The organism is Synechococcus sp. WH 7805 (assembly GCF_000153285.1).
Classification (GTDB): Bacteria; Cyanobacteriota; Cyanobacteriia; order PCC-6307; family Cyanobiaceae; genus Synechococcus_C.
The window spans coordinates 1,917,132-1,941,531 of sequence record NZ_CH724168.1; the positions used below are offsets into that span (position 1 = coordinate 1,917,132).

Genomic DNA, 24,400 nt, shown 5'->3' on the forward strand with positions numbered 1-24,400 from the left:
TCAGAGGATCAAGGAGTCCGCGGATAGTTCGTTGACTCCTTTGAGGTTGATTTGAAAGTCAGCAAAGAGGTCGTCGTCAATATTGAGTCTGAGGACAGCGTTGTTAAACCTTGCCTGGCCAATGTCTGAGAAGCGATCGGATCCAATGAAGACAAAGGCTTGATCACCGTTCGTGTTTGGATCGGCATCAATCCGTGAGAGGTCGATGGTGTCGTCTGCTGTGAAATCAGTGATCTGATCTCTTGTTGCATTGGTTATGCCGGAGTCATTGATGGATTGAAAGAGAAAAGTATCGGCATTGCTGCCGCCGGTGAGTTTGTCTTTGTCTTCTTTGCCGATGAGTGTGTCGTTGCCGCCTTTGCCGTTGAGGCGATTTTTACCTGAATTGCCTTCAATTCTGTTGTCCAGGTCATTGCCAGTGCCATTGAGATTGTCAGTGCCCGTGAGGATCAGGTTTGCAAGACCGTCTGGAAGGGTCAGGCTTTCGGAGGACCTGATCGTTGAGGTGATGAGATCGTTGGTATCGATGATGAGATCAGCATTGTCACTGAGGGAACCCTGAGTTCCGGGCTGAGGGAGTGAAAGGATGGCTGGATTGCCGTTGGCATCAGTGATGCTGCCGCCGTTGAGTGCGAGTGCTGTGGAAGAGAGCTGATCGAGATCAGCGGAGGTGTCACCGTCTTGAACGGTGTATTGGAAGGTGAGGGTGTTGGTGCCGGAGCCGGAGGTAAAGATCGCTTTGCGATCGGTGGTGCCGGTTTCGAGCTGGAGAGTGGGTGTGCCGCCAGTGGTGTCAACGACAACGGGTTTTGAGAAGCCGATGGTGAGGTTGATGACAGCACCGATGGTGTAGACGCCATTGACGGTGGAGGAGTTCACGCCAGGAGCAGCCCCCGTGTTGCGGAAGAAGAGGGTGTCACCGGCGGCATTGCCAATGAAGAGATCAGGGTCGCTGTCGTTATCAGGATCGGCAAAGGCCGGGCTTGCGTTGAAGCCCACATCAGTAATTCCGAAGGGATTGGGTTCACCGTTGGCCCCGCGTTCTTGGCTGTAGGCGGGAGCGGTGGAGCCTGGAGGGGCGTTGTTGCGGAAGACAAGGGTGTTGCCGTCTCGATTGCCGATGAAGAGATCAAGATCACCGTCGCCATCGGCATCGGTGAAGGCGGGGGCGGCGGAGAGTCCTACATCGTTGATTCCAAAGGGATTGGTGGCAGCTGGTGCGTAAGCGGGAGTGGTGGCTCCTGGAGTGGCGTTGTTGCGGAAGACAAGGGTTTTACCGCGTAGGTTGCCGATGAAGAGATCAAGATCGCCGTCGTTATCGGTATCTGTAAAGGCGGGCTTGGCGAAACGGCCCACGTCGGTGATTCCGAAAGGATTGGGTTCACCGTTGGCCCCGCGTTCTTGGCTGTAGGCGGGAGCGGTGGAGCCTGGAGGGGCGTTGTTGCGGAAGAAGAGGGTGTTGCCGGCTCGATTGCCGATGAAGAGATCAAGGTCACCATCGTCATCAATGTCGGTGAGGGTTGGGCTGGCGGCGCGACCTACATCAGTAATCCCGAAAGGATTGGTGACTGCTGGTGCGTAGGCGGGAGCGGTGGAGCCTGAAGCGGCGGTGTTGCGGAAGAAGAGGGTGTTGCCGGCTCGATTGCCGATGAAGAGATCAAGATCATCGTCGCCATCAATGTCGGCAAAGGTGGGTTTGGCGGAGAGGCCGACATCGGAAATTCCGAAAGGATTGCTGGCTTCTAAAACGTATGTGCGGGTGTCCGTGCTGACGAAGGGCGCGATGCCGTCGATCACCAGATCGGCATTGCTGCTGAGAGAGCCTGCTGCGCCTGGGTTGGGGAGATTGAGGATGGCGTTGTTACCTGCGGCATCCTGAATGGTTCCGCCGTTGAGGGCGAGTGCGGAGGAGGAGAGCTGATCGAGATCAGCGGAGGAATCACCGTCTTGAACGATGTATTGGAAGGTGAGGGTGTTGGTGCCTGAACCGGAGGTGAAGATCGCTTTGCGATCGATGGTTCCGGTTTCGAGCTGGAGAGCTGGGGTGCCTGTGACGACAACATCCTCATCGAAGGTCACGGTGAGGTTGATGACGGAGCCGATGCCGTAGGAGCCGTCGGCGGTGGTCGAGTCGACGCGAGTGATGGAGGGAGATGCGGTGACTTTGGTTGTGGAATCAGTCGCTTGTGTTGCTGAATTACCGGCTAAGTCGCTGACATCGGCGCTGATGTTGAGGGTGCCGTCAGCGAGGGAAGAGAGATCGAGGCCAGAGACGGAATAGCTGTTGCTGTTGACGGTGGCGGTGGTGTTGATCGTGTTGGATCCATCGGTAATGGAGATGGAAACGGTCTGGCCGTCTTCTGCGCCGGTGGTGGTGCCAGAGATGGTGACGGAGGAATCTTCTGCAGCGTTGAGGATGCTGTCGCCGCCATCGTTGATGGCAACGGAAACGGTGGGGATGGTGGTCTTGATGACCAGGTTTTTATTGGCGCTGAGAGAGCCTGCTGCGCCTGGGTTGGGGAGATTGAGGATGGCTGAATTGCCAGCGGTATCGGCGATGCTGCCGCCATTGAGGGCGAGTGCGGATGAGGAAAGCTGATCGAGATCAGCGGAGGTGTCACCGACTTGAACGATGTATTGGAAGGTGAGGGTGCTTGTGCCGGAGCCGGAGATATAAGTAGCGAAGCGATCGATGGTGCCGGTTTCGAGCTGAAGGGTTGGTGTGCCGGAGGTGGTGTCAACGACAACGGGTTCTGAGAAGGAAACGGAGAGGTTGATGACGTCTCCAGCAACACAGATGCCGTCAGGCGTGGTCGAGTCGACGCGAGTGATGGTGGTTGAGATTGTTGGTCTGACGGTGTTAATGGAGAGAGTGAGTGTGTTGTTGGTGTCGTCGCCGTCGTTGTTGGTGTTGCCAGCTGAATTGGAGAAAGTGCCTGAGGCAACGGAGATAACAGCGTCAGAGGTGCTGTCGGCGTTGGCAGTGAAGGTGGCGGTGTAGCTGGAGCCAGAGCCGGCAAAGTTGGAGAGTGTGCCTCCGGAGACAGAGATATCGGCTTCTGAGAAATCGGAAGAGGGTTCTGAAAGCGTGAAGGTGAGCGTGGCGGTGTCCCCTGCTTGAAGGGAGGAGCGATCGGAGGTCAGAGCGATTGTTGGTCTGACGGTGTTGATGGAGAGAGTGAGTGTGTTGTTGGTGTTATCGCCGTCGTTGTTGGTGTTTCCAGCTGAATTGGAGAAAGTGCCTGAGGCCACGGAGATGACAGCGTCGGAGGTGCTGTTGGCGTCAGCAGTGAAGGTGGCGGTGTAGCTGGAGCCAGAGCCGGCAAAGTTGGAGAGTGTGCCTCCGGAGATGGTGATATCGGCTTCTGAGAAATCGGAAGAGGGTTCTGAAAGCGTGAAGGTGAGCGTGGTGGTATCGCCTGCTTGAAGGGAGGAGCGATCGGAGGTCAGAGTGATTGTTGGTCTGACGGTGTTGATGGAGAGGGTGAGTGTGTTGTTGGTGTTATCGCCGTCGTTATTGGTGTTTCCAGCTGAATTGGAAAAAGTGCCTGAGGCAACGGAGATAACAGCGTCGGAGGTGCTGTTGGCGTCAGCAGTGAAGGTGGCGGTGTAGCTGGATCCGGATCCGGAGAAGTTGGAGAGTGTGCCTCCGGAGACGGTGATATCGGCTTCTGAGAAATCGGAAGAGGGTTCTGAAAGCGTGAAGGTGAGCGTGGCGGTGTCGCCTGCTTGAAGGGAGGAGCGATCGGAGGTCAGAGCGATTGTTGGTCTGACGGTGTTGATGGAGAGGGTGAGTGTGTTGTTGGTGTTATCGCCGTCGTTATTGGTGTTGCCAGCTGAATTGGAAAAAGTGTCTGAGGCAACGGAGATAACAGCGTCGGAGGTGCTGTCGGCGTTGGCAGTGAAGGTGGCGGTGTAGCTGGATCCGGAGCCGGAGAAGTTGGAGAGTGTGCCTCCGGAGATGGTGATATCGGCTTCTGAGAAATCGGAAGAAGGTTCTGAAAGCGTGAAGGTGAGCGTGGTGGTATCGCCTGCTTGAAGGGAGGAGCGATCGGAGGTCAGAGTGATTGTTGGTCTGACGGTGTTGATGGAGAGGGTGAGTGTGTTGTTGGTGTTATCGCCGTCGTTATTGGTGTTTCCAGCTGAATTGGAAAAAGTGCCTGAGGCAACGGAGATAACAGCGTCGGAGGTGCTGTTGGCGTCAGCAGTGAAGGTGGCGGTGTAGCTGGATCCGGATCCGGAGAAGTTGGAGAGTGTGCCTCCGGAGACGGTGATATCGGCTTCTGAGAAATCGGAAGAGGGTTCTGAAAGCGTGAAGGTGAGCGTGGCGGTGTCGCCTGCTTGAAGGGAGGAGCGATCGGAGGTCAGAGCGATTGTTGGTCTGACGGTGTTGATGGAGAGGGTGAGTGTGTTGTTGGTGTTATCGCCGTCGTTATTGGTGTTGCCAGCTGAATTGGAAAAAGTGTCTGAGGCAACGGAGATAACAGCGTCGGAGGTGCTGTCGGCGTTGGCAGTGAAGGTGGCGGTGTAGCTGGATCCGGATCCGGAGAAGTTGGAGAGTGTGCCTCCGGAGACGGTGATATCGGCTTCTGAGAAATCGGAAGAAGGTTCTGAAAGCGTGAAGGTGAGCGTGGCGGTGTCTCCTGCTTGAAGGGAGGAGCGATCGGAGGTCAGAGCGATTGTTGGTCTGACGGTGTTGATGGAGAGGGTGAGTGTGTTGTTGGTGTTATCGCCGTCGTTATTGGTGTTGCCAGCTGAATTGGAAAAAGTGCCTGAGGCAACGGAGATGACTGCGTCAGAGGTGCTGTCGGCGTTGGCAGTGAAGGTGGCTGTGTAGCTGGAGCCAGAGCCTGAGAAGTTGGAGAGTGTGCCTCCGGAGATAGTGATATCGGCTTCTGAGAAATCGGAAGAAGGTTCTGAAAGAGTGAAGGTGAGCGTGGCGGTGTCCCCTGCTTGAAGGGAGGAGCGATCGGAGGTCAGAGCGATTGTTGGTCTGACGGTGTTGATGGAGAGGGTGAGTGTGTTGTTGGTGTCGTCGCCGTCGTTGTTGAAGATTCCATCGCTTGAGAAAGCGTTGCTGCCAACTTCAATGACGCCATGGATGGTGCTGTTGGTATCAGGAGTGAAGGTGGCTGTGTAGATGGAGCCAGAGCCGGAGAAGTTGGAGAGTGTGCCTCCGGAGACAGAGATATCGGATTGCAAGAAATCAGATGAGGGTTCTGAGAGCGTGAAGGTGAGCGTGGTGGTATCGCCTGCTTTGAGAGAGGAGAGAGTGGAGGTCAGAGCAATGACGGGTCTGACGGTGTTGATGGAGAGAGTGAGAGAGTTGTTGGTGTTATCGCCGTTGTTGTTGGTGTTGCCGGCTGAATTGGAGAAAGTGCCTGAGGCGACGGAGATGACTGCGTCGGAGGTGCTGTTGGCGTCAGGAGTGAATGTGGCGGTGTAGCTGGAGCCGGATCCAGAGAAGTTGGAGAGTGTGCCTCCGGAGACGGTGATATCGGCTTCTGAGAAATCGGAAGAGGGTTCTGAAAGAGTGAAGGTGAGCGTGGTGGTATCGCCTGCTTTGAGAGAGGAGAGAGTGGAGGTCAGAGCAATGACGGGTCTGACGGTGTTGATGGAGAGGGTGAGTGTGTTGTTGGTGTTATCGCCGTCGTTGTTGGTGTTGCCGGCTGAATTGGAGAAAGTGCCAGAGGCGACGGAGATGACTGCGTCAGAGGTGCTGTTGGTATCAGGAGTGAAGGTGGCTGTGTAGCTGGAGCCAGAGCCTGAGAAGTTGGAGAGTGTGCCTCCGGAGATAGTGATATCGGCTTCTGAGAAATCGGAAGAGGGTTCTGAAAGCGTGAAGGTGAGCGTGGTGGTATCGCCTGCTTTGAGAGAGGAGAGAGTGGAGGTCAGAGCAATGACGGGTCTGACGGTGTTGATGGAGAGAGTGAGTGTGTTGTTGGTGTTATCGCCGTCGTTGTTGAAGATTCCATTGCTTGAGAAAGCGTTGCTGCCAACTTCAATGACGCCATCGATGGTGCTGTTGGCGTTGGGAGTGAAGGTGGCGGTGTAGATGGAGCCAGAGCCAGAGAAGTTGGAGAGTGTGCCTCCGGAGATGGTGATATCGGATTCGGTGAAGTCTGAGGAATCGTCTGAAAGAACAAAAGTTAGTGATGCGGTTTTACCGATATTGAGTGATGAGGTGCTGGATATAATGCCAATTGTTGGAAAGCCGTTTTCATCGCTGAGTCCAACAATGCCAGGAGACTGTCGACTGGTGAGAATATCTGCGGGGAACCCGGTCAGGGTCGTGATCGCAGCGGCGTTAATGACAACAGTGGTTTTTCTGTCGAGCGTGTTGAGAGCTGCAGCAGCGACGGAGGCATCGGCGATAGTGATGGAATATGCATTGCCATCTCCGTTGAGGCCTGTGAGTGTGGCGAGATCGCCCTCAGCGATGGTGGCGGTGACGATGCCGGATGTTTCAGCAGCGAGGTCATTGGCCTGAGCAGTGGTGGCGGTACCGCTGTCGACGGTGATGGCCTCGCTGCCTAAGCCGGTGATGCCGTCTGACGTGACAGCCTCAATGAGCTCCGCGGCTGTACCTGTGAGTGTGGTGACGGCGGAGGCATCGATGGTTCCTGTGGTGTTGCCATCGAGGGTGTTGAGGACTGCGGCCGCGAGGGTGGTGTCAGTGAGAGTGACGTCCTGATCACCGAGATTGCTGATGCCGCCTGAGTCGAAGGCGGTGTTGAGATCGACGGCTGCACCAGTGAGTGTGGTGATGGCAGCGGCGTCGATGGCAACAGTGGTTTTTCCATCGAGCGTGTTGAGGGCTGCGGTATCAACAGAGGCATCGTCGATGGTGATGGAATAGGCATTGCCGGTTCCGTTGAGTGCGGCGAGTGTGGCGAGATCGCCCTCAGCGATGGTGGCGGTGACGATGCCGGATGTTTCAGCAGCGAGGTCATTGGCCTGAGCAGTGGTGGCGGTGCCGCTGTCGACGGTGATGGCCTCGTCGCCTAAGCCTGTGATGCCGTTGGCTGTAACAGCCTCGATGAGGTCCGTGGCGGAACCAGTGAGTGCGGTGATGGAGGCGGCATCGATGCTTCCTGTGGTGTTGTCATCGAGGGCGTTGAGGACTGAAGCAGTGAGGGTGGTGTCTGAGAGGGTGACGTTCTCATTGCCGAGGCCTGAGATTTCGGTAGAGGTGAAGGCAGTGTTGAGCTCTGTGGCTGTACCAGTGAGTGTGGTGACAGTGCTGGCATCAATAGTTCCTGTGGTTTTGTCGTCGAGGGTGTTGAGGACAGCGGCATCGAGGGTGGTGTCAGAGAGGGTGACTTCTTCGTTATTCAGGCCTGAGAATTTGTTTGAGTTGTAAACAGCGATTAGATCAGCAGCCGTACCGGCGAGAGAAGAAATGGAGCTGGCATCGATGGTGCCTGACGTTTTACCCTCGAGGCTGTTGAGAACCGTCGCGGCGAGGGTGATGTCGGAGAGGGTGACGTTTTCGTCGCCAAGGCCAGAGATATTGTTTGTTGATGCGTAGACGGAATTGAGCTCTGCGGCAGCGCCTATGAATGTTGTGATGGAGTTGGCATTGATGCTTCCTGTGGTGTTGCCGTTGAGGGCGTTGAGGACTGAAGCCGTGAGGGAGGTGTCAGTGAGAGTGACGTCCTGATCACTGAGATTGCTGATGCTGACTGAGTCGAAGGCGGTGTTGAGATCGACGGCTGCACCAGTGAGTGTGTTGAGGGTGCTGGCATCGATGCTTCCTGAGGTTTTGCCGTTGAGGGCGTTGAGGACTGAAGCAGTGAGGGAGGAGTCAGTGAGAGTGACGTCCTGATCACCGAGATTGCTGATGCCGCCTGAGTCGAAGGCGGTGTTGAGATCGACGGCTGCACCAGTGAGTGCGGTGACGGTGCTGGCATCGATGTTTCCTGTGGTGTTGCCGTTGAGGGCGTTGAGGACTGAAGCCGTGAGGGAGGTGTCAGTGAGAGTGACGTCCTGATCACTGAGATTGCTGATGCCGCCTGAGTTGAAGGCGGTGTGGAGATCGACGGCTGCACCTGTGAGTGTGTTGAGGGTGCTGGCATCGATGCTTCCTGTGGTGTTGCCATCGAGGTCGTTGAGGACTGAAGCCGTGAGGGAGGAGTCAGTGAGAGTGACGTCCTGATCACTGAGATTGCTGATGCCGCCTGAGTCGAAGGCGGTGTTGAGATCGACGGCTGCACCAGTGAGTGTGTTGAGGGTGCTGGCATCGATGCTTCCTGAGGTTTTGCCGTTGAGGGCGTTGAGGACTGAAGCCGTGAGGGAGGTGTCAGTGAGAGTGACGTCCTGATCACTGAGATTGCTGATGCCGCCTGAGTCGAAGGCGGTGTTGAGATCGACGGCTGCACCAGTGAGTGCGGTGATGGAGGAGGCATCGATGCTTCCTGTGGTGTTGTTATCGAGGGCGTTGAGGACTGAAGCCGTGAGGGAGGTGTCAGTGAGAGTGACGTCCTGATCACTGAGATTGCTGATGCCGCCTGAGTTGAAGGCGGTGTTGAGATCGACGGCTGCACCTGTGAGTGTGTTGAGGGTGCTGGCATCGATGACTTGGCTGTTCGCTGAATCAATTGCAATTAAATCGGAAGCATTGATATTCGAGGCTGTAAAGATAATTTCTTCGTCGCCAAGTCCATTGATCCCGCTTGCTGTGTATGCAGTGGCGATATCTTCGGCTGTACCCTCAATTTGAATTATATTTTGGCCATTAATATCATTGATTGTTTTGTTGTTGATTGCATTGAGAATTGCTGCATTGACCGCTGTATCAGAGATTGTGATGGCGTAGGCATTGCCGGTTCCGGTGAGACCAGAGAGTGTGGCGAGATCGCCCTCGGCGATGGTGGCGGTAACGATGCCGGATGTTTCATCAGCGAGGGCATTGGCCTGAGCAGTGGTGGCGGTACCGCTGTCGACGGTGATGGCCCCGTCGCCTAAACCTGTGATGCCGTTGGAGGTAACAGCCTCGATGAGGTCCGTGGCTGCACCAGTGAGTGTGTTGAGGGTGCTGGCATCGATGCTTCCTGTGGTGTTGTTATCGAGGGCGTTGAGGACTGAAGCAGTGAGGGAGATGTCGGAGAGGATGACGTCCTGATCACGAAGGCCCGAGATGCCCGGTGAGGTGAATGCCGTGTTGATCTCTGTGGATGTGCCGGAAAGGGTGATGGTGGCGGAGGCATCGATAACAACGGTTGTTTTTTCGTCGAGCGTGTTGAGGGCTGCTGCATCAACGGAGGCATCGTCGATGGTGATGGAATAGGCATTGCCATCTCCGGTGAGGCCTGCGAGTGTGGCGAGATCGCCCTCAGCGATGGTGGCGGTGACGATGCCGGATGTGGCAGCAGCGAGGGCATTGGCCTGAGCCGTGGTGGCGGTACCGCTGTCGACGGTGATGGCCTCGTCGCCTAAGCCTGTGATGCCGTTGGCTGTAACAGCCTCGATGAGGTCCGTGGCGGAACCAGTGAGTGCGGTGATGGAGGAGGCATCGATGCTTCCTGTGGTTTTGCTTTTGAGGGCGTTGATGTCTGTGGCATCGAGTGTGTTGTCAGAGAGGATGATGTCCTGATCACGAAGCCCCGAGATGCCCGGTGATGCGAATGCCGAGTGGATCTCTGCGGCTAAGCCGGTGAGTGTGGCGATGGAGGAGGCATCAATGGTCCCTGTGGTGTTGCCATCGAGGATGTTGAGGATGGCAGCGTCGAGGGTGGTGTCGGAGAGGATGATGTCCTCATTCCCTAGGCCGGTAATGCCAACTGGAATGAGTGAGTTGTTGAGAGCTGCTCCATCAAGGGGTGTAGTACTGAGCCCGGCTACTGCGTAAGCGTCGTTGAGGTCTGCCGCAGCGCCGGTGAGCGTGGTGATTGCGGAAGCATCAATCGTTCCCGAAGTTTTATCACCAAGGGTGTTGAGAATAGAGACGTCGAGTGTGGTGTCAGAAAGCGTGACGTCTTCGTTGCCGAGGCCTGTGATCTCGGTAGAGGAGAAGGCAGTGTTGAGCTCTGTGGCTGTGCCAGTCAGTGTGGTCAGGCTGGAGCTGTCGATGTTTCCTGAGGTGTTTCTATCGAGAGCATTCAGTGTTGATGCGGAGAGTGACGTGTCTGTGAGAGTTGCCGGTTCATCGCCAAGGCCGGAGATTCCATCGGATTCGTAGACAGTATTGAGGTCTGTAGCAGAACCTGTTAAAGCTTCAATGCCAATGGCATTGATGACACGGCTGTTCGCCGCGTCAATTGCAGCCAAGCTATCTGCGTTGATATTCGAGAATGTGAAAATAATTTCTTCATCACCAAGTCCGTCAATTCCGCCCTCTGTGTATGTTGCGGCGATGTCTTCGACTGCACCTGAGATCTGAATTATGTTTTCCCCATTAATATTGGTGATTGTTTTGATGTTTAATGCATTTAATTCAGCTGCGTTTACCAGCGTATTGGTGATGGTGAGGGCGTAGGCATTGCCGGTTCCGTTGAGTGCGGCGAGTGTGGCGAGATCGCCCTCAGCAATGGTGGCGGTGACGATGCCGGATGTTTCATCAGCAAGGGTGTTGGCCTGAGAAATGGAGGCGGTGCCGCTGTTGACGGTGATGGCTTCATTCCCGAGGCCAGTGATGCCGCTGGCTGTAACAGCCTCGATGAGGTCCGTGGCTGTACCGGAGAGTGTGGTGATGGAGGAGGCGTCGATACTTCCTGTGGTGTTGCCGTTGAGGGCGTTGAGGACTGAAGCCGTGAGTGAGGTGTCAGTGAGAGTGACGTCCTGATCACCGAGATTGCTGATGCCGCCTGAGTCGAAGGCGGTGTTGAGATCGACGGCTGCACCAGTGAGTGTGTTGACGGTGTTGGCATCGATGCTTCCTGTGGTGTTGTTATCGAGGGCGTTGAGGACTGCGGCCGCGAGTGTGGTGTCAGTGAGAGTGACGTCCTGATCACTGAGATTGCTGATGCCGCCTGAGTCGAAGGCGGTGTTGAGATCGACGGCTGCACCAGTGAGTGTGGTGATGGCAGCGGCGTTGATGGCAACAGTGGTTTTTGCGTCGAGCGTGTTGAGGGCTGCTGCATCAACGGAGGCATCGTTGATGGTGATGGAATAGGCATTGCCGGTTCCGTTGAGTGCGGCGAGTGTGGCGAGATCGCCCTCAGCGATGGTGGCGGTGATGATGCCGGATGTTTCATCAGCGAGGTCATTGGCCTGAGCAGTGGTGGCGGTGCCGCTGTCGACGGTGATGGCCTCGTCGCCTAAGCCGGTGATGCCGTCTGACGTGACAGCCTCAATGAGCTCCGCGGCGGAACCAGTGAGCGTGTTGACGGTGTTGGCGTTGATGGTGCCGGATGTGTTGTCATCGAGGGCGTTGAGGACTGAAGCCGTGAGAGAGGTGTCAGTGAGAGTGACGTCCTGATCACTGAGATTGCTGATGCCGCCTGAGTCGAAGGCGGTGTTGAGATCTACAGCTGCACCAGTGAGTGTGTTGAGGGTGCTGGCATCGATGCTTCCTGAGGTGTTGTTATCGAGGGCGTTGAGGACTGAAGCCGTGAGAGAGGTGTCAGTGAGAGTGACGTCCTGATCACTGAGATTGCTGATGCCGCCTGAGTCGAAGGCGGTGTTGAGATCTACAGCTGCACCAGTGAGTGTGGTGACGGCAGCGGCGTTGATGGCAACAGTGGTTTTTCCATCGAGCGTGTTGAGTGCTGCTGCATCAACGGAGGCATCGTCGATGGTGATGGAATAGGCATTGCCGGTTCCGTTGAGTGCGGCGAGTGTGGCGAGATCGCCCTCAGCGATGGTGGCGGTGACGATGCCGGATGTTTCATCAGCGAGGGCATTGGCCTGAGCAGTGGTGGCGGTACCGCTGTTGACGGTGATGGCTTCATTCCCGAGGCCTGTGATGCCGTTGGAGGTGACAGCCTCGATGAGGTCTGTGGCTAAACCAGTGAGTGTGGTGACGGCAGCGGCGTCGATGGCAACAGTGGTTTTTGCGTCGAGCGTGTTGAGGGCTGCGGCATCAACGGCGGCATCGTCGATGGTGATGGAATAGGCATTGCCTGTTCCGTTGAGGCCGGCGAGTGTGGCGAGATCACCCTCAGCGATGGTGGCGGTGACGATGCCGGATGTTTCATCAGCGAGGGCATTGGCCTGAGCAGTGGTGGCGGTACCGCTGTTGACGGTGATGGCTTCATTCCCGAGGCCTGTGATGCCGCTGGAGGTGACAGCCTCGATGAGATCCGTGGCTGTACCGGAGAGTGTGGTGATGGAGGAGGCATCGATGCTTCCTGAGGTTTTGTTATCGAGGGCGTTGAGGACTGAAGCAGTGAGGGAGGTGTCAGTGAGAGTGACGTCCTGATCACTGAGATTGCTGATGCCGCCTGAGTCGAAGGCGGTGTTGAGATCGACGGCTGCACCAGTGAGTGCGGTGATGGAGGAGGCATCGATGCTTCCTGTGGTGTTGTTATCGAGGGCGTTGAGGACTGAAGCAGTGAGGGAGGTGTCAGTGAGAGTGACGTCCTGATCACTGAGATTGCTGATGCCGCCTGAGTCGAAGGCGGTGTTGAGATCGACGGCTGCACCAGTGAGTGCGGTGATGGAGGAGGCATCGATGCTTCCTGTGGTGTTGTTATCGAGGGCGTTGAGGACTGAAGCCGTGAGAGAGGTGTCAGTGAGAGTGACGTCCTGATCACTGAGATTGCTGATGCCGCCTGAGTCGAAGGCGGTGTTGAGATCGACGGCTGCACCAGTGAGTGTGGTGACGGCGGAGGCATCGATGCTTCCTGTGGTGTTGCCATCGAGGGCGTTGAGGACTGAAGCCGTGAGTGAGGAGTCAGTGAGAGTGACGTCCTGATCAACGAGATTGCTGATGCCGCCTGAGTCGAAGGCGGTGTTGAGATCGACGGCTGCACCAGTGAGCGTGTTGACGGTGTTGGCGTTGATGGTGCCGGATGTGTTGTCATCGAGGGCGTTGAGGACTGAAGCCGTGAGGGAGGTGTCAGTGAGAGTGACGTCCTGATCACTGAGATTGCTGATGCCGCCTGAGTCGAAGGCGGTGTTGAGATCTACAGCTGCACCAGTGAGTGTGTTGAGGGTGCTGGCATCGATGCTTCCTGAGGTGTTGTTATCGAGGGCGTTGAGGACTGAAGCCGTGAGAGAGGTGTCAGTGAGAGTGACGTCCTGATCACTGAGATTGCTGATGCCGCCTGAGTCGAAGGCGGTGTTGAGATCGACGGCTGCACCGGAGAGCGTGTTGAGGGTGCTGGCATCGATGCTTCCTGTGGTGTTGTTATCGAGGGCGTTGAGGACTGAAGTAGTGAGAGAGGTGTCAGTGAGAGTGACGTCCTGATCACCGAGATTGCTGATGCCGCCTGAGTCGAAGGCGGTGTTGAGATCTACAGCTGCACCAGTGAGTGTGTTGAGGGTGCTGGCATCGATGCTTCCTGTGGTCTTGCCGTTGAGGGCGTTGAGGACTGAAGCCGTGAGGGAGGAGTCAGTGAGAGTGACGTCCTGATCACTGAGATTGCTGATGCCGCCTGAGTCGAAGGCGGTGTTGAGATCGACGGCTGCACCAGTGAGTGTGTTGAGGGTGCTGGCATCGATGCTTCCTGAGGTTTTGTTATCGAGGGCGTTGAGGACTGAAGCCGTGAGGGAGGAGTCAGTGAGAGTGACGTCCTCGTCACCGAGATTGCTGATGCCGCTTGAGTTGAAGGCGGTGTTGAGATCGACGGCTGCACCAGTGAGTGTGTTGAGGGTGTTGGCATCGATGCTTCCTGTGGTGTTGTTATCGAGGGCGTTGAGGACGGAAGTAGTGAGAGAGGTGTCAGTGAGAGTGACGTCCTCGTCACCGAGATTGCTGATGCCGCCTGAGTCGAAGGCGGTGTTGAGATCGACGGCTGCACCAGTGAGTGTGGTGACGGCAGCGGCGTCGATGGCAACAGTGGTTTTTCCATCGAGCGTGTTGAGAGCTGCTGCATCAACGGAGGCATCGGCGATGGTGATGGAATTGGCATTGCCGGTTCCGTTGAGTGCGGCGAGTGTGGCGAGATCGCCCTCAGCGATGGTGGCGGTGACGATGCCGGATGTGGCAGCAGCGAGGGCATTGGCCTGAGCAGTGGTGGCGGTACCGCTGTCGACGGTGATGGCCTCGTCGCCTAAGCCTGTGATGTCGTTGGCTGTAACAGCCTCGATGAGGTCCGTGGCTGCACCAGTGAGTGTGTTGAGGGTGTTGGCATCGATGCTTCCTGTGGTGTTGCCATCGAGGGCGTTGAGGACTGAAGCGGTGAGTGAGGTGTCAGTGAGAGTGACGTCCTCGTCACCGAGATTGCTGATGCCGCCTGAGTCGAAGGCGGTGTTGAGATCTACGGCTGCACCGGAGAGCGTGTTGAGGGTGCTGGCATCGATGCTTCCTGTGGTGTTGTTATCGAGGGCGTTGAGGACTGAAGTAGTGAGAGAGGTGTCAGTGAGAGTGACGTCCTGATCACCGAGATTGCTGATGCCGCCTGAGTCGAAGGCGGTGTTGAGATCGACGGCTGCACCAGTGAGTGTGTTGACGGTGCTGGCATCGATGATTCCTGTGGTGTTGTTATCGAGGGCGTTGAGGACTGAAGCCGTGAGGGAGGTGTCAGTGAGAGTGACGTCCTGATCACTGAGATTGCTGATGCCGCCTGAGTCGAAGGCGGTGTTGAGATCTACAGCTGCACCAGTGAGTGTGTTGAGGGTGCTGGCATCGATGCTTCCTGAGGTTTTGTTATCGAGGGCGTTGAGGACTGAAGCCGTAAGAGAGGTGTCAGTGAGAGTGACGTCCTCGTCACCGAGATTGCTGATGCCGCCTGAGTCGAAGGCGGTGTTGAGATTTACGGCTGCACCAGTGAGCGTGTTGAGGGTGTTGGCGTTGATGGTGCCGGATGTGTTGTCATCGAGGGCGTTGAGGACTGAAGCCGTGAGAGAGGTGTCAGTGAGAGTGACGTCCTGATCACTGAGATTGCTGATGCCGCCTGAGTCGAAGGCGGTGTTGAGATCTACGGCTGCACCAGTGAGTGTGTTGAGGGTGTTGGCATCGATGCTTCCTGTGGTGTTGTTATCGAGGGCGTTGAGGACTGAAGCCGTGAGTAAGGAGTCAGTGAGAGTGACGTCCTGATCACTGAGATTGCTGATGCCGCCTGAGTCGAAGGCGGTGTTGAGATCGACGGCTGCACCAGTGAGTGTGTTGAGGGTGTTGGCATCGATGCTTCCTGTGGTGTTGCCATCGAGGGCGTTGAGGACTGAAGCCGTGAGGGAGGTGTCAGTGAGAGTGACGTCCTGATCACTGAGATTGCTGATGCCGCCTGAGTCGAAGGCGGTGTTGAGATCGACGGCTGCACCAGTGAGTGTGTTGAGGGTGCTGGCATCGATGCTTCCTGTGGTGTTGTTATCGAGGGCGTTGAGGACTGAAGCGGTGAGTGAGGTGTCAGTGAGAGTGACGTCCTCGTCACCGAGATTGCTGATGCCGCCTGAGTCGAAGGCGGTGTTGAGATCTACAGCTGCACCAGTGAGTGTGTTGAGGGTGCTGGCATCGATGCTTCCTGAGGTTTTGTTATCGAGGGCGTTGAGGACTGAAGCCGTGAGGGAGGAGTCAGTGAGAGTGACGTCCTCGTCACCGAGATTGCTGATGCCGCTTGAGTTGAAGGCGGTGTTGAGATCGACGGCTGCACCAGTGAGTGTGTTGAGGGTGTTGGCATCGATGCTTCCTGTGGTGTTGTTATCGAGGGCGTTGAGGACGGAAGTAGTGAGAGAGGTGTCAGTGAGAGTGACGTCCTCGTCACCGAGATTGCTGATGCCGCCTGAGTCGAAGGCAGTGTTGAGATCGACGGCTGCACCAGTGAGTGTGGTGATGGCAGCGGCGTCGATGGCAACAGTGGTTTTGCCGTCGAGCGTGTTGAGTGCTGCAGCATCAACAGATGTATCGCTGATTGTGACACTTAGACTGTTTCCGCTCTCGCTAATGCCTGCTAATGTAGATAAATCTCCGTCCGAAATTGTGGCGGTAAGTATTCGGTTGTTGGACGTAATTAGCGAAGATAGTGTATTGGCTTCTGCAACGGTAATTGATCCGCTGACGTCGAAATTGACGTTTCCGCCTAGCCCTGAAATCGAGCCGGCTGTTTCGGCTGCGTATGCGGAATTGATGTCCGCATTGCTTCCCGTGAGTGTTCTTATGTTTTGTGCATTAACTGTGGTCGTTGTGATTCCATCAATGGTCAGTAGGTCTGAAGCGCTGACGGTTCTTTCTCGAATGCGAATTGAATAAGCATTTCCTGTTCCTTCTATGGTCAGAGCATTGGAAACGTTGAGATTGCCCGTCCCATCCGAGTTCGTGATTGTTGCGGTGATTATTCCCGACGTGAAGCTGTTCAGTGTGTTTGCTTCTGAAGCGCGAATTCTGTTATCGACAGTGATTGCTTCGTCGCCTAAGCCTGTGATGCCGCCTGAGTCGAAGGCGGTGTTGAGATCGACGGCTGCACCAGTGAGCGTGTTGACGGTGTTGGCGTTGATGGTGCCGGATGTGTTGTCATCGAGGGCGTTGAGGACTGAAGCCGTGAGGGAGGTGTCAGTGAGAGTGACGTCCTGATCACTGAGATTGCTGATGCCGCCTGAGTCGAAGGCGGTGTTGAGATCGACGGCTGCACCGGTGAGTGTGGTGACGGCAGCGGCGTCGATGGCAACAGTGGTTTTTCCATCGAGCGTGTTGAGTGCTGCTGCATCAATGGAGGCATCGTCGATGGTGATGGAATAGGCATTGCCTGTTCCGGTGAGGCCTGCGAGTGTGGCGAGATCACCCTCAGCGATGGTGGCGGTGACGATGCCGGATGTTTCATCAGCGAGGGCATTGGCCTGAGTAGTGGTGGCGGTACCGCTGTCGACGGTGATGGCCTCGTTGCCTAAGCCTGTGATGCCGCTGGAGGTGACAGCCTCGATGAGGTCCGTGGCGGAACCAGTGAGTGCGGTGATGGAGGAGGCATCGATGCTTCCTGTGGTGTTGTTATCGAGGGCGTTGAGAACTGAAGCCGTGAGAGAGGTGTCAGTGAGAGTGACGTCCTCGTCACCGAGATTGCTGATGCCGCCTGAGTCGAAGGCGGTGTTGAGATCGACGGCTGCGCCGGAGAGTGTGTTGAGGGTGTTGGCGTTGATGGTGCCGGATGTGTTGTCATCGAGGGCGTTGAGGACTGAAGCCGTGAGAGAGGTGTCAGTGAGAGTGACGTCCTCGTCACCGAGATTGCTGATGCCGCCTGAGTCGAAGGCGGTGTTGAGATCGACGGCTGCACCAGTGAGTGTGTTGAGGGTGCTGGCATCGATGATTCCTGTGGTGTTGTTATCGAGGGCGTTGAGGACTGAAGCGGTGAGTGAGGTGTCAGTGAGAGTGACGTCCTCGTCACCGAGATTGCTTATGCCGCCTGAGTCGAAGGCGGTGTTGAGATCGACGGCTGCACCGGTGAGTGTGGTGACGGCAGCGGCGTCGATGGCAACAGTGGTTTTTCCATCGAGGGTGTTGAGTGCTGCTGCATCAACGGAGGCATCGTCGATGGTGATGGAATAGGCATTGCCTGTTCCGGTGAGGCCTGCGAGTGTGGCGAGATCACCCTCAGCGATGGTGGCGGTGACGATGCCGGATGTTTCATCAGCGAGGGCATTGGCCTGAGCAGTGGTGGCGGTACCGATGTCGACGGTGACGTTTACATCGTCGAGATTGCTGATACCAGAGGAGTCGAAGGCAGTGTTGAGTTCTGAGGCCTCACCAGTGAGTGTGGTGATGGAGCCGGCATCGATGATTCCTGTGGTTTTGTCATCGAGCGTGTTGAGGACAGCGGCGTTGAGGGAGGTGTCGGAGAGAGTGACGGCCTCGTTGCCGAGGCCTGTGATGCCTGCTGAGGAGAAGGCATTGTCGAGATCTATGGCTGCGCCGGCGAGTGTGGTGACGGCAGCGGCGTCGATGGCAACAGTGGTTTTTGCGTCGAGCGTGTTGAGGGCTGCGGCATCAACGGAGGCATCGTCGATGGTGATGGAATAGGCATTGCCGGTTCCGTTGAGTGCGGCGAGTGTGGTGAGATCGCCCTCAGCGATGGCGGCGGTGACGATGCCGGATGTTTCATCAGCGAGGGCATTGGCCTGAGCAGTGGTGGCGGTGCCGCTGTCGACGGTGATGGCCTCGTCGCCTAAGCCTGTGATGCCGTTGGAGGTGACAGCCTCGATTAGGTCTGTGGCTAAACCAGTGAGTGTGGTGACGGCAGCGGCGTCGATGGCAACAGTGGTTTTGCCATCGAGCGTGTTGAGTGCTGCTGCATCAACGGAGGCATCGTCGATGGTGATGGAATAGGCATTGCCGGTTCCGTTGAGTGCGGCGAGTGTGGTGAGATCACCCTCAGCGATGGTGGCGGTGACGATGCCGGATGTTTCATCAGCGAGGTCATTGGCCTGAGCAGTGGTGGCGGTACCGCTGTCGACGGTGATGGCCTCGTCGCCTAAGCCTGTGATGCCGTTGGCTGTAACAGCCTCGATGAGGTCCGTGGCGGAACCAGTGAGTGCGGTGATGGAGGAGGCATCGATGCTTCCTGTGGTGTTGTCATCGAGGGCGTTGAGGACTGAAGCCGTGAGAGAGGTGTCAGTGAGAGTGACGTCCTGATCAACGAGATTGCTGATGCCGCCTGAGTCGAAGGCGGTGTTGAGATCTACAGCTGCACCAGTGAGTGTGTTGAGGGTGCTGGCATCGATGCTTCCTGAGGTGTTGTTATCGAGGGCGTTGAGGACTGAAGCAGTGAGAGAGGTGTCAGTGAGAGTGACGTCCTCGTCACTGAGATTGCTGATGCCGCCTGAGTCGAAGGCGGTGTTGAGATCGACGGCTGCACCAGTGAGTGTGTTGAGGGTGTTGGCATCGATGCTTCCTGTGGTGTTGTTATCGAGGGCGTTGAGGACTGAAGCCGTGAGGGAGGTGTCAGTGAGAGTGACGTCCTCGTCACCGAGATTGCTGATGCCGCCTGAGTCGAAGGCGGTGTTGAGATCGACGGCTGCACCAGTGAGTGTGGTGATGGCAGCGGCGTTGATGGCAACAGTGGTTTTTCCATCGAGCGTGTTGAGGGCTGCTGCATCAACGGAGGCATCGTTGATGGTGATGGAATAGGCATTGCCGGTTCCGGTGAGGCCTGCGAGTGTGGCGAGATCGCCCTCAGCGATGGTGGCGGTGACGATGCCGGATGTTTCATCAGCGAGGGCATTGGCCTGAGCAGTGGTGGCGGTGCCGCTGTCGACGGTGATGGCCTCGTCGCCTAAGCCGGTGATGCCGTCTGACGTGACAGCCTCAATGAGCTCCGCGGCTGTACCTGTGAGTGTGGTGATGGAGGAGGCATCGATGCTTCCTGTGGTGTTGCCATCGAGGGCGTTGAGGACCGAAGCGGTGAGTGAGGTGTCAGTGAGAGTGACGTCCTGATCACTGAGATTGCTGATGCCGCCTGAGTCGAAGGCGGTGTTGAGATCGACGGCTGCACCAGTGAGTGTGGTGACGGCAGCGGCGTCGATGGCAACAGTGGTTTTTCCATCGAGCGTGTTGAGTGCTGCTGCATCAACGGAGGCATCGTCGATGGTGATGGAATAGGCATTGCCGGTTCCGTTGAGTGCGGCGAGTGTGGTGAGATCACCCTCAGCGATGGTGGCGGTGACGATGCCGGATGTTTCATCAGCGAGGTCATTGGCCTGAGCAGTGGTGGCGGTACCGCTGTCGACGGTGATGGCCTCGTCGCCTAAGCCTGTGATGCCGTTGGCTGTAACAGCCTCGATGAGGTCCGTGGCGGAACCAGTGAGTGCGGTGATGGAGGAGGCATCGATGCTTCCTGTGGTGTTGTCATCGAGGGCGTTGAGGACTGAAGCCGTGAGAGAGGTGTCAGTGAGAGTGACGTCCTCGTCACCGAGATTGCTGATGCCGCCTGAGTCGAAGGCGGTGTTGAGATCTACAGCTGCACCAGTGAGTGTGTTGAGGGTGCTGGCATCGATGCTTCCTGAGGTGTTGTTATCGAGGGCGTTGAGGACTGAAGCCGTGAGAGAGGTGTCAGTGAGAGTGACGTCCTGATCACTGAGATTGCTGATGCCGCCTGAGTCGAAGGCGGTGTTGAGATCTACGGCTGCACCGGAGAGCGTGTTGAGGGTGCTGGCATCGATGCTTCCTGTGGTGTTGTTATCGAGGGCGTTGAGGACTGAAGTAGTGAGGGAGGTGTCAGTGAGAGTGACGTCCTGATCACCGAGATTGCTGATGCCGCCTGAGTCGAAGGCGGTGTTGAGATCTACGGCTGCACCAGTGAGTGTGGTGACGGCGGAGGCATCGATGCTTCCTGTGGTGTTGCCATCGAGGGCGTTGAGGACTGAAGCCGTGAGGGAGGAGTCAGTGAGAGTGACGTCCTGATCACTGAGATTGCTGATGCCGCCTGAGTCGAAGGCGGTGTTGAGATCGACGGCTGCACCGGTGAGTGTGGTGACGGCAGCGGCGTCGATGGCAACAGTGGTTTTTCCATCGAGCGTGTTGAGTGCTGCTGCATCAACGGAGGCATCGTCGATGGTGATGGAATAGGCATTGCCTGTTCCGGTGAGGCCTGCGAGTGTGGCGAGATCACCCTCAGCGATGGTGGCGGTGACGATGCCGGATGTTTCATCAGCGAGGGCATTGGCCTGAGCAGTGGTGGCGGTACCGCTGTCGACGGTGATGGCCTCGTCGCCTAAGCCGGTGATGCCGTCTGACGTGACAGCCTCGATGAGGTCCGTGGCGGAACCAGTGAGCGTGTTGACGGTGTTGGCATCGATGCTTCCTGTGGTGTTGTTATCGAGGGCGTTGAGGACTGAAGCCGTGAGAGAGGTGTCAGTGAGAGTGACGTCCTGATCACTGAGATTGCTGATGCCGCCTGAGTCGAAGGCGGTGTTGAGATCGGCGGCTGCACCAGTGAGTGTGGTGACGGCAGCGGCGTCGATGGCAACAGTGGTTTTGCCGTCGAGCGTGTTGAGGGCTGCGGCATCAACGGAGGCATCGTCGATGGTGATGGAATAGGCATTGCCGGTTCCGTTGAGTGCGGCGAGTGTGGTGAGATCGCCCTCAGCGATGGCGGCGGTGACGATGCCGGATGTTTCATCAGCGAGGGCATTGGCCTGAGCAGTGGTGGCGGTGCCGCTGTCGACGGTGATGGCCTCGTCGCCTAAGCCTGTGATGCCGTTGGAGGTGACAGCCTCGATTAGGTCTGTGGCTGCACCAGTGAGTGTGGTGACGGCAGCGGCGTCGATGGCAACAGTGGTTTTTCCATCGAGCGTGTTGAGTGCTGCTGCATCAATGGAGGCATCGTCGATGGTGATGGCATAGGCATTGCCTGTTCCGGTGAGACCGGCGAGTGTGGTGAGATCACCCTCAGCGATGGTGGCGGTGACGATGCCGGATGTTTCATCAGCGAGGTCATTGGCCTGAGCAGTGGTGGCGGTACCGCTGTCGACGGTGATGTCTACATCGCCGAGATTGCTGATGCCATTGGAGGCAACAGCCTCAATGAGCTCCGCGGCGGAACCAGTGAGCGTGTTGACGGTGTTGGCATCGATGCTTCCTGTGGTGTTGTTATCGAGGGCGTTGAGGACTGAAGCCGTGAGTGAGGTGTCAGTGAGAGTGACGTCCTGATCACTGAGATTGCTGATGCCGCCTGAGTCGAAGGCGGTGTTGAGATCGACGGCTGCACCAGTGAGTGTGGTGATGGCAGCGGCGTTGATGGCAACAGTGGTTTTTCCATCGAGCGTGTTGAGGGCTGCTGCATCAACGGAGGCATCGTTGATGGTGATGGAATAGGCATTGCCGGTTCCGTTGAGTGCGGCGAGTGTGGCGAGATCGCCCTCAGCGATGGTGGCGGTGATGATGCCGGATGTTTCATCAGCGAGGTCATTGGCCTGAGCAGTGGTGGCGGTGCCGCTGTCGACGGTGATGGCCTCGTCGCCTAAGCCGGTGATGCCGTCTGACGTGACAGCCTCAATGAGCTCCGCGGCGGAACCAGTGAGCGTGTTGACGGTGTTGGCGTTGATGGTGCCGGATGTGTTGTCATCGAGGGCGTTGAGGACTGAAGCCGTGAGAGAGGTGTCAGTGAGAGTGACGTCCTGATCACTGAGATTGCTGATGCCGCCTGAGTCGAAGGCGGTGTTGAGATCTACAGCTGCACCAGTGAGTGTGTTGAGGGTGCTGGCATCGATGCTTCCTGAGGTGTTGTTATCGAGGGCGTTGAGGACTGAAGCCGTGAGAGAGGTGTCAGTGAGAGTGACGTCCTGATCACTGAGATTGCTGATGCCGCCTGAGTCGAAGGCGGTGTTGAGATCGACGGCTGCACCGGAGAGCGTGTTGAGGGTGCTGGCATCGATGCTTCCTGTGGTGTTGTTATCGAGGGCGTTGAGGACTGAAGTAGTGAGAGAGGTGTCAGTGAGAGTGACGTCCTGATCACCGAGATTGCTGATGCCGCCTGAGTCGAAGGCGGTGTTGAGATCTACAGCTGCACCAGTGAGTGTGTTGAGGGTGCTGGCATCGATGCTTCCTGTGGTCTTGCCGTTGAGGGCGTTGAGGACTGAAGCCGTGAGGGAGGAGTCAGTGAGAGTGACGTCCTGATCACTGAGATTGCTGATGCCGCCTGAGTCGAAGGCGGTGTTGAGATCGACGGCTGCACCAGTGAGTGTGGTGATGGCAGCGGCGTTGATGGCAACAGTGGTTTTTCCATCGAGCGTGTTGAGGGCTGCTGCATCAACGGAGGCATCGTTGATGGTGATGGAATAGGCATTGCCGGTTCCGTTGAGTGCGGCGAGTGTGGCGAGATCGCCCTCAGCGATGGTGGCGGTGATGATGCCGGATGTTTCATCAGCGAGGTCATTGGCCTGAGCAGTGGTGGCGGTGCCGCTGTCGACGGTGATGGCCTCGTCGCCTAAGCCGGTGATGCCGTCTGACGTGACAGCCTCAATGAGCTCCGCGGCTGTACCTGTGAGTGTGGTGACGGCGGAGGCATCGATGCTTCCTGTGGTCTTGCCGTTGAGGGCGTTGAGGACTGAAGCCGTGAGAGAGGTGTCAGTGAGAGTGACGTCCTCGTCACCGAGATTGCTGATGCCGCCTGAGTCGAAGGCGGTGTTGAGATCTACAGCTGCACCAGTGAGTGTGTTGAGGGTGTTGGCGTTGATGGTGCCGGATGTGTTGTCATCGAGGGCGTTGAGGACTGAAGCCGTGAGAGAGGTGTCAGTGAGAGTGACGTCCTGATCACTGAGATTGCTGATGCCGCCTGAGTCGAAGGCGGTGTTGAGATCTACAGCTGCACCAGTGAGTGTGTTGAGGGTGCTGGCATCGATGATTCCTGTGGTGTTGTTATCGAGGGCGTTGAGGACTGAAGCCGTGAGAGAGGTGTCAGTGAGAGTGACGTCCTGATCACTGAGATTGCTAATGCCGCCTGAGTCGAAGGCGGTGTTGAGATCGACGGCTGCACCAGTGAGTGTGGTGATGGCAGCGGCGTCGATGGCAACAGTGGTTTTTGCGTCGAGCGTGTTGAGGGCTGCTGCATCAGCGGCGGCATCGTCGATGGTGATGGAATAGGCATTGCCTGTTCCGGTGAGGCCTGCGAGTGTGGCGAGATCGCCCTCAGCGATGGTGGCGGTGACGATGCCGGATGTGGCAGCAGCGAGGTCATTGGCCTGAGCCGTGGTGGCGGTGCCGCTGTCGACGGTGATGGCCTCGTCGCCTAAGCCTGTGATGCCGTTGGCTGTAACAGCCTCGATGAGGTCCGTGGCGGAACCAGTGAGTGCGGTGATGGAGGAGGCATCGATGCTTCCTGTGGTCTTGCCGTTGAGGGCGTTGAGGACTGAAGCCGTGAGAGATGTGTCAGTGAGAGTGACGTCCTGATCACTGAGATTGCTGATGCCGCCTGAGTCGAAGGCGGTGTTGAGATCGACGGCTGCACCAGTGAGTGTGTTGAGGGTGCTGGCATCGATGCTTCCTGTGGTCTTGCCGTTGAGGGCGTTGAGGACTGAAGCCGTGAGAGATGTGTCAGTGAGAGTGACGTCCTGATCACTGAGATTGCTGATGCCGCCTGAGTCGAAGGCGGTGTTGAGATCGACGGCTGCACCAGTGAGCGTGTTGAGGGTGCTGGCATCGATGCTTCCTGTGGTTTTGTTATCGAGAGTGTTGAGCCCCGTAACATCAACCGAGGTGTCTGAAATGGTGATGTCTTCATCACCAAGACCGGTTATTCCCGATAGGCCATAGATCGAATTAATATCGAAAAGTGACCCGGTGATGCGGGTTACAAAAGTTGCATCAAATGTTCCGCCGTTTAGAAGTCGGGTGTTGATTAAATTGGCGGCCGTAATCGTTGACATGTTGGTAAAT

Annotated in this window: 1 protein-coding gene; it reads right to left on the reverse strand. The window is 56.8% G+C overall.

Going from position 1 to position 24,400, the window contains the following annotated elements:
• Nucleotides 1-24,390, reverse strand: coding sequence for an Ig-like domain-containing protein (locus tag WH7805_RS09850; protein WP_006042925.1), 24,390 nt, complete (start codon nt 24,388-24,390; stop codon nt 1-3).
• Between the last annotated feature and the right edge of the window lie 10 nt (nt 24,391-24,400).